Here is a 1,467-nt window from a genome sequence, read left to right on the forward strand (position 1 = left end):
ACGCCTGAAGCTTTTGTGGACAGCCTGTTGAAAGGGGGTGGGAGCCCTGACTAAACTGACCGGTGAGGTGGTGCAAATTTAGGGGCGCAGTACAGCTCTTCTCCCGCCAAACAATTCTATTGCTTCTTATGTTCCCTTGGGTTTCATTACTGGCACAAAACTGCGGCGGGCTTATTCGGAAGCCCATGTGCTATTAGCTACTTCCTGGTATGAAAGCTTTCCCCTCTTTCCTTTGGAGGGAATGGCATGTGGTACTGCGGTTATAACAACTCCATATGGGGTAGAAGATTATGTGGAGCACTTAATTAACGCTTATGTTGTTCCTCCACGGGATGAGGAAGCGACAGCAAAAGCTATAATAGCGTTGTATGAAGATGCTGGGCTTCGCTTGCAATTGTCCCAACAAGGAATAATGGAAGCTAAAAAACATACTTGGAATAGATGTGTTCAACGTATGATGGAGATTCTGGGAATATAACTATGTTCTTCCGAGAAGTTCCTAGGGTTTATATATTGATTTTGAACTGGAATGGTTGGAAAGACACGATAAAATGCGTGGAATCTCTAAAGAGTCTTCAATATCCGAAGTATGAAATTATTGTTTTGGACAACGGCTCTACTAATGACTCTGTAATTCGCATTCGAGAGGCCTACCCGGATGTCACCTTAATAGAGATAGGTTCAAACCTGGGTTTTGCGGGGGGAAATAACGTTGGAATTCGCTACGCTTTAGATAAGGGAGCCGATTATATTTGGCTGCTAAATAATGATACGGTTGTTGATCCAAATGCCCTAACGGCTATGGTTGATTTAGCTGAAAGCGATCCCAAGGTAGGCGTTGTGGGATCTATTCTTTACTACATGAATGAACCAAGTCGTGTGCAAGCCTGGGGTGGAGGACGTGTCAGCTTGGTTTTTGGCTATTCACGCCACCTCATGGCTGCCGGAGAGCCACATTACATAACTGGGGCCAGCATGCTGCTGCGTCGTGATGCCCTAATACGAGAAGGCCTCCTTGACGAGAGATATTTCATGTATTGGGAGGATGCAGATATTTGTTTTCGTCTTCGCCGTTCGGGGTGGAAGTTGGCTGTGGCAGAAAATTCTCGTGTGCTTCACAAAGAATCTGCTAGTGTGGGTCGAAAGAACCCGCGCTTAGCACTTTATTTTAATGAGTCATCAGTGCGGTTCTTTTTTCATCATGCGCCATTACCTTTAGTGCCAGTAATTATAGGATTCTTGGGGCGCTTTATGAAGGGATTTTTGCGTGGTTGGCAATGGTCCAGGGCTGTTTTGAGAGGTACAGCACGGGGATTTGATATATGCTAACCCACTTCGGAGTTATTGTTATAGTTGCTGCTTTTCTTATTGTATTAGGACTTACGCAGTTGGCTGAAGGATGTGGAGGGGATGGGCGAGATAACTTCGTATTGCCTCGCGAACAATGGACGCCTTGGCCTCGTACCA

General features: G+C 45.7%; 2 protein-coding genes. Both read left to right on the forward strand.

Annotated features, from left to right (window positions below):
* Window positions 1-136 precede the first annotated feature (136 nt).
* Window positions 137-478, forward strand: a complete 342-nt coding sequence (locus G552_RS17125) for a glycosyltransferase family 4 protein (RefSeq protein WP_211224831.1) — start codon at window positions 137-139, stop codon at window positions 476-478.
* Window positions 479-480: 2 nt separating this feature from the next.
* Window positions 481-1,329 (forward strand): glycosyltransferase family 2 protein, encoded by an 849-nt coding sequence (locus G552_RS16150; RefSeq protein WP_084640460.1) that lies wholly within the window; start codon window positions 481-483, stop codon window positions 1,327-1,329.
* Window positions 1,330-1,467: the final 138 nt, after the last annotated feature.

Origin of the sequence: Meiothermus rufus DSM 22234 (genome assembly GCF_000423425.1) — a bacterium.
Taxonomy (GTDB): Bacteria; Deinococcota; Deinococci; order Deinococcales; family Thermaceae; genus Meiothermus; species Meiothermus rufus.

Bases quoted from the DNA above. Each gene is read 5' to 3' on its own strand.
- G552_RS16150 (WP_084640460.1), top strand. From the start codon at position 481: ATGTTCTTCCGAGAAGTTCCTAGGGTTTATATATTGATTTTGAACTGG.